General features: G+C 69.6%; 10 protein-coding genes. 8 read left to right on the top strand and 2 right to left on the bottom strand.

The genetic code is table 11. The annotated features are described in order from the left end of the window. From R6V09_RS42660 to R6V09_RS42645, 4 genes are all read left to right on the top strand, one after another. A partial coding sequence (locus R6V09_RS42660; protein WP_317886864.1) for a LacI family DNA-binding transcriptional regulator occupies positions 1–390 on the top strand: 390 nt, incomplete at its 5' end. A gap of 88 nt (positions 391–478) precedes the next feature. Further along, positions 479–574, top strand: a complete 96-nt coding sequence (locus R6V09_RS42655; protein WP_317774922.1) for a putative leader peptide — start codon at positions 479–481, stop codon at positions 572–574. Positions 575–668: 94 nt separating this feature from the next. After that, positions 669–947, top strand: a complete 279-nt coding sequence (locus R6V09_RS42650; protein ID WP_317886863.1) for a MoaD/ThiS family protein — start codon at positions 669–671, stop codon at positions 945–947. Between the two features lie 6 nt (positions 948–953). Further along, complete coding sequence (locus R6V09_RS42645; RefSeq protein WP_317886862.1) at positions 954–1904, top strand: PLP-dependent cysteine synthase family protein; 951 nt, start codon at positions 954–956, stop codon at positions 1902–1904. Between the two features lie 89 nt (positions 1905–1993). Here R6V09_RS42645 and R6V09_RS42640 read toward each other — a convergent pair whose 3' ends face one another. Beyond that, on the bottom strand, positions 1994–2410 hold the full coding sequence (locus R6V09_RS42640; protein WP_317886861.1) for a type II toxin-antitoxin system PemK/MazF family toxin: 417 nt from the start codon (positions 2408–2410) through the stop codon (positions 1994–1996). 215 nt (positions 2411–2625) lie between these two features. Here R6V09_RS42640 and R6V09_RS42635 point away from each other — a divergent pair, with 215 nt between their 5' ends. Further along, the gene (locus tag R6V09_RS42635) at positions 2626–3378 is read left to right on the top strand and encodes an MBL fold metallo-hydrolase (protein WP_317886860.1); all 753 of its coding nucleotides are present in this window, start codon (positions 2626–2628) and stop codon (positions 3376–3378) included. A 62-nt stretch (positions 3379–3440) separates the two neighbouring features. Here R6V09_RS42635 and R6V09_RS42630 read toward each other — a convergent pair whose 3' ends face one another. Next, positions 3441–4139, bottom strand: coding sequence for an SDR family NAD(P)-dependent oxidoreductase (locus tag R6V09_RS42630; RefSeq protein WP_317886859.1), 699 nt, complete (start codon positions 4137–4139; stop codon positions 3441–3443). Between the two features lie 189 nt (positions 4140–4328). Between R6V09_RS42630 and R6V09_RS42625 the strand changes: the two genes are divergently transcribed. From R6V09_RS42625 to R6V09_RS42615, 3 genes are all read left to right on the top strand, one after another. Continuing rightward, positions 4329–4775, top strand: coding sequence for an Rrf2 family transcriptional regulator (locus R6V09_RS42625; protein WP_317886858.1), 447 nt, complete (start codon positions 4329–4331; stop codon positions 4773–4775). Positions 4776–4907: 132 nt separating this feature from the next. Beyond that, the gene (locus R6V09_RS42620) at positions 4908–5324 is read left to right on the top strand and encodes a nuclear transport factor 2 family protein (protein WP_317886857.1); all 417 of its coding nucleotides are present in this window, start codon (positions 4908–4910) and stop codon (positions 5322–5324) included. Between the two features lie 131 nt (positions 5325–5455). Next, entirely contained in the window at positions 5456–6388 is a 933-nt protein-coding gene (locus R6V09_RS42615) for an NADP-dependent oxidoreductase (RefSeq protein WP_317886856.1), read from the top strand. Positions 6389–6560 lie beyond the last annotated feature (172 nt).

Here is a 6560-nt window from a genome sequence, read left to right as displayed (position 1 = left end):
CGGGACGCCCTCCCGGACAGCGCGCCCCACCTGGTCGAACGCGCCGACTACACCCGGCAGGGCGGCGCCGACGCCATGGCCGCGCTGCTGGAGCGCCACCCCGACCTGGACGCCGTCTTCGTCGCCTCCGACCTCATGGCCTCCGGCGCCCTCCAGACGCTGCGCGAACGCGGGCGCCGGGTCCCCGAGGACGTGGCCGTGGTCGGCTTCGACGACCTCGTCTCCATCTCCGAGTCGACCGATCCGCCGCTGACCACCGTCCACCAGGACGTCGCCGAGATGGGCCGCCTGCTGGCCCGGCTGCTGTTCGACCGCACCGAACAGCACTCCGGGGAGGACCTGCCATCGGCGACCGTGCCGACCCGGCTGGTCGTGCGGCAGTCCGCCTGAGCTGCGCCGTCTCACCCCCCGACCGAATTTCGTCCGAAATGTGAGATCACATACCGAGGCCCGGACCGGGAATCGATACGATGAGCCCATGGTTCTTCTCGACGTGAGCGACAAGGCGCCGGGCATGCTGCTCGTGGCGCGGCTGCACGTCGACCTGTGCAGGCTGAACAGCGCCATCTGTTGACAGCGCGCTGTCGCCGCACGGCCGTGCGCCGCGGCAGTCAGGCATGTGCCCACCGAGACCAGACCCCTCCCGCTTCCGACAGGAGCCCCTTGCCATGGCCATCGAGGTCCGCATCCCCACCATCCTCCGTACCTACACCGGCGGCGAGAAGGCCGTCGAGGGTGCCGGTGAGAACCTCGCCGCGCTCTTCGCCGACCTCGAAACCCGGCACACGGGCATCCAGGCCCGCATCGTGGACGGCGGCGAACTGCGCCGCTTCGTCAACGTCTACCTGAACGACGAGGACGTCCGCTTCCTCGACGGCATCAACACCAAGCTGACCGACGGCGACAGCGTCACGATCCTGCCGGCCGTGGCCGGCGGTATGGCCTGATCCTCGATGCGCTACGACTCCCCGCTGGCCGCGGTGGGCAACACCCCTCTGGTGCGCCTGCCGCGGCTCTCGCCGTCCACCGACGTCCGCATCTGGGCCAAGCTGGAGGACCGCAACCCGACCGGCTCCGTCAAGGACCGCCCGGCCCTGCACATGATCGAACAGGCGGAGAAGGACGGCCGCCTCACCCCCGGCTGCACGATCTTGGAGCCCACCTCCGGCAACACCGGCATTTCATTGGCCATGGCGGCAAAGCTCAAGGGCTACCGCATGGTCTGCGTGATGCCCGAGAACACCTCGCAGGAACGCCGCGACCTGCTCAACATGTGGGGCGCCGAGATCATCCCCAGCCCCGCGGCCGGCGGCTCCAACACGGCGGTCCGCGTGGCGAAGGAACTCGCCGCCGAACACCCCGACTGGGTCATGCTCTACCAGTACGGCAACCCGGACAACGCCGGCGCCCACTACGCGACAACGGGCCCGGAGATCCTCACCGACCTCCCGTCCATCACCCACTTCGTGGCGGGCCTGGGCACCACGGGCACGTTGATGGGCGTAGGTCGCTACCTCCGCGAACACAAGCCGGACGTAAAGATCGTCGCCGCCGAGCCGCGCTACGACGACCTGGTCTACGGCCTCCGCAACCTCGACGAGGGCTTCGTCCCCGAGCTCTACGACGCCTCCGTCCTCACCACCCGCTTCTCGGTCGGTTCGGCCGACGCGGTCACCCGAACCCGCGAACTCCTCCAACAGGAGGGCATCTTCGCCGGCGTCTCCACCGGCGCGGCCCTCCACGCGGCAATCGGCGTCGGCAAGAAGGCCGTAGCAGCGGGGGAGACCGCCGACATCGCCTTCGTAGTGGCGGACGGCGGCTGGAAATACCTGTCGACGGGCGTCTACACGGCGGCAACAACAGAGGAAGCGATCAAGACCCTTCAGGGCCAACTCTGGGCATGATCAAAAGGGGTTGAGGGTCACCCCCTGCTTTTAGGGGCGCGGGGAACTGCGCGCCCAGCCACAGCGCACCCGCACCCGAAAACGAACCCTTAACGCGCAAGGTGACGGACCTGGTTCCACAAAACCGGGTCCACCACCCCCACCCGCCGCCTGAAGTCAGACACCGGCACAGCACGCAACTCGTCGGTCTCCAGATAGCTAGCTCGACCCTGAGAATCGCCGACAGCACCCGGCGGCAACGGAATCACCCCACCCCGCTCATCGTGATACTTGCTGGTGATCTTCGCGACGGTGACCTTCCGCCCCCGCACCGCAAGCACCAGACAAGGCCGGTCCTTCGCAGCCCCGGGTTGATCCTCATAGGGCACATTCGCCCACCAGATCTCCGCGGGCCGAGGCCGATCCCCCCGACCCCGTCGGGACGACCGTCCCCACCCGTCAACCAGCGTCGCGACCAGCGCCAGCAACACCACCGCCGCGAGCCCGAGCCACCAGTACGTGTTCATACGAACGACCGTACCGGCGCGCAAACAACGTCGCGCGCCCCATCGCACACCCCACACGCCCCGGTTCCAGCCGAACCGGTGACACCACAGGTGAGTTCCCCCACAACAGCCCTTGGCGGAGGAGCGACCGGCCCTTTTGCGCCTTACGCTCGACGGACCGCACGACCCCCGTCCCCCAACTCCAGAAGTTATCCGCCAGCGGAGGTTTCTGCTTTATGAAGCTCACCGTCGTCGGCTGCTCGGGGTCGTTCCCGTCCGCGGAATCGGCCTGTTCGAGCTACCTCGTAGAGGCCGACGGCTTCCGGCTGCTCCTCGACATGGGCAACGGCGCCCTTGGCGAGCTGCAGCGCCACTGCGGTCTCTACGACCTCGACGCGATCTTCCTCAGCCATCTGCACGCCGACCACTGCATCGACATGTGCGCGTACTTCGTCGCGCGCTACTACCGCCACGACGGCGGCCGTTGCGACCCCATCCCGGTCTACGGCCCCGAGGGCACCGAGCACCGCCTCACCACGGCCTACGCCGACACCCCCACCGCCTCCTCGATGAGCGAGGTCTTCGACTTCCACACGGTGAAGCCGTCCACGTTCGACGTCGGCCCCTTCACCGTGCACACCGAGCGGGTCCGCCACCCCGTCGAGGCCTACGCCATCCGCGTCGAGCACGGCGGCCGGTCCCTCACCTACTCCGGTGACACGGGCGTCAGCGAATCCCTCGACGAACTCGCCCGGGACACCGACCTGTTCCTGTGCGAGGCCGCGTTCACCCACGGCAAGGAGAACATCCCCGACCTCCACCTCAACGGCCGCGAGGCGGGCGAGACGGCGACCAGGGCGGGAGCCAGGCGCCTGATCCTGACCCACATCCCCCCGTGGACCGACCCCCAGGCCAACCTGGCCGACGCGCGCGAGGTCTTCGCAGGGCCGGTGGAACTGGCGGCGCCGAGGGCGTCGTACGAGATCTGACAAAGCCCCTCGCAGCCCGCCCGTCTCTCCTGGCCGCGAGGGGCTTTGCCGTGCAGCTCCGTTCACCGCAACAGGCTGCCGCCGTCCACCGTCAGGACCTGGCCGGTCAAGGCCTCCGCGGCGTCGCCGGCCAGGAAGCCCACGGTCGCGGCGACGTCGTCGGGGACGAGGGGGCGGGGGAGTGCCTGGCCGGCCAGGGCCGCGTCGAAGGCCTCGTCCGGCTGGTAGGCGGTCGCCGGGGTGCGGGTGAGCCCCGGGGCGACGGACGTCACGGCGATACCGTCCTTGCCCAGCGCGGCGGCCAGGGTGCGCCCGAACGCGGTGAGCGCCCCCTTGCTGGTGATGTAGCCGAGCAGGTCGGCGCTCGGTGGCCGCCACACGGTGTCGGAGGTGATGAGCACGATCCGGCCGAACCCGCGCTCCCGCATCCCGGGCGTGAAGGCCTGGGCCAGCAGCAGGACCGACTCGACGTTGACGGCCTGGATCCGCCGCCAGACGGCGAGGTCGGTGGTCTCCCAGTCCAGCAGATCGGACGCGGCGGCCGAGTGCACGAGCACGTCGACCCGGCCGTACCGCTCCAGGACTTCGGCCGCGGCCCGCCGTACGTCCTCCTCCGAGGCGAGATCGCATACGACGTCACCGGCCCGGTCCAGGACGACGACCCGGTGTCCGAGCCGGGCGAGTTCACGGGCGATCGCACCGCCGATCGCGCCGGCTCCGCCGGTCACCACCGCGACCCGTGCGGTCGGGACATCAGCCATGGTTCTCATCTCCTGCGTCGCAGCATCGAAGGCACTGAAGGCACTGAAGGCACTGAAGGCACTGAAGGCACTGAAGGGTCATCATTGCTCAAGCAAGCAAATTGTGCGCCGGTCGACGGCCGCACGGCAAGTCGTCGCTGCGGCATAGTGGGACGTGTAACCGTCACCCTTACACGCTCCGGGAGCGCGATGCCCACCAGCAGTCGCTTCGTCGTCGCCGTCCACGCCCTGGTCGCCCTCGCGGTCAGCGGCGACAAACCCCTGCGCTCCGAGGACCTCGCCCACTCGGCCAACACGAGCCCCGTGGTGATCCGCGGCCTGCTGTCCCGGCTGAGTGCCGCCGGGCTCACCAGGTCCCAACTCGGCGCGGGCGGCGGTGCGTTGCTGGCCAGGCCGGCCGAGGGGATCCGGCTCCTTGAGGTGTACCGGGCGGTTGAGGACACCCGGCTGTTCACCCTGCACCGCACCCCGCCGCCGCAGGACTGCGCGGTCGGCAGCAACATCGTGGGCGGTCTCCAACCCGCGCTGACCCGCGCCCGCGAGGCGTTCGAGGCGGAGCTGGACCACACCACGATCGCGGAGATCGCCGACGAGGTGGCCCGCCTCGGGAACTTCACGATGCCGCTGGAATGGTGACCTGACCGTCCGACGGGGTGGCCCGAGGTATCGCTCGAAAATAAGTGTCGATGTGTCGCTTACACAGTGCTAGTGTCGGAGTCTCCGGCAATCGCCCTCCAGGGCGGACGCCACCCATGACAGGAGTACGCGATGAGCGACACCCCCTCGGCCGTCGACCTGCTGCGGCGCACCTTCGACACCTTCCTCGCCAAGGACATGAAGGCCTGGACTGACCTGTGCGCCGAAGACGTCGTCGCCGAATTCCCGTTCGCCCCGGAGGGATCGCCGGCCCGGATCGAGGGCCGCGAGGCGCTCTTCGACTACCTGCGCGGCTACCCCGACCTCATCGACATCCGCGAGATCCCCTCGGTGCGCGTCTACCCGACCGCCGACGAGAACGTGGCGATCGCGGAGTGGAGCGTGATCGGCAGCGTCGTGTCCAACGGCAATCCCTACAACATGAGTTACGCGACCTTCGCGACCTTCCGCGACGGACTCGTCGTCAACTACCGGGAGTACTGGAACCCGAAGGTCTTCCTCGAAGCGCTCAGTGGCGACAGCTTCTGATCGAGCGGCCCCGTACGTCGAAGTGCTTGCCTGGGCAACTAAAGAGGCTTATTGTTGCTCAGGCAAGCAATTACTCGGTCCTGTCGCGACTGACCTGCCGCCACCCGACCCACACCAGGAAAGAGACTGTGATGAAAGCGATTCAGCAGTACGACTTCGGTGGACCCGAGGTGCTCACCGTGACCGAGATCCCCGAACCCGCGCCGCGCGCCGGACGGGTCCGGGTCCGGGTGACGGGGACCTCCGTGAACCCGGCGGACCTTGCGGCCCGCGCGGGCTGGCTTCGCCAGGTGCTGCCCGACCTGGCCCCGCCGTTCATCCTTGGCGCGGACCTCGCGGGTACGGTCATCGACGGCGACGGACCGTTCGCCCCCGGCACCCGGGTCGCCGGGCTCGCGCCCTGGTTCGTCAACCAGGAAGGCACGTACGCGGAGGTCGTCTCGATCGACCCCGCCCTTCTGGCGGAGATCCCGGCCGGCGTCGACGACGTCACGGCCGCGGCCGTCCCGATCACCGCCGAGACCGCCTGGCAGTCCCTCGACCTGGGCGGGCTCGAAGCCGGGCAGACCGTCCTGGTCACCGGGGCGAGCGGCGCCATCGGCGGGTGGGCGGTCCAGCACGCGGCCGGCCGTGGCGCCAAGGTCGTCGCCGTGGCGTCGGACGGTGACGAGAAGTACGTCGAGGGCCTCGGCGCCGACATCGTCCTCGGCCGGGCGAGCGACGCAGGTGAACTCGCCGCCGCGGTGCGGAAGTCGGTGCCCGGCGGGGTCGACCTGGTCGTGGACCCCGCCGGTATCGGCGGCGACCTGATCCACGCCGTGCGCGACGGCGGTGTCTTCGTCGTCATCGCGGTCGTGCCCGCCCCCGAACCGGAGCGCGGTGTCGACGTACGCCGGGTCAGCGCGGAGTCCGACGGCGCGCTGCTGGCACAGATCCTCACCGACCTCGCCGACGGGAGGAAGAAGGCCCGCATCGGCCTGACCCTGCCGCTGACCGAGGCGGCCGAGGCGCACCGGAAGAGTGAGGCGAGGTCGGTACGGGGGAAGATCGTGCTCACGGTCTGAACTAGGGCCTGCCCGGCGGATCCTGTCGCAGACGCGGGGTCTGGCACGCCCTCCCCCACTGCCCTAAAGGCGTGGGGGGACCCCCAGCGGCGTTGTCGTCGGTCGCCGACGGCTCCGCGTCGCCTCCCTCCTCCGCCTTGCAGTTGGACGCACCAGACCCCGCTCACCGGCG

Source organism: Streptomyces sp. W16 (assembly GCF_033194735.1).
Taxonomy (GTDB): domain Bacteria; phylum Actinomycetota; class Actinomycetes; order Streptomycetales; family Streptomycetaceae; genus Streptomyces.
This window is presented reverse-complemented; position numbering and strand designations above follow the sequence as displayed.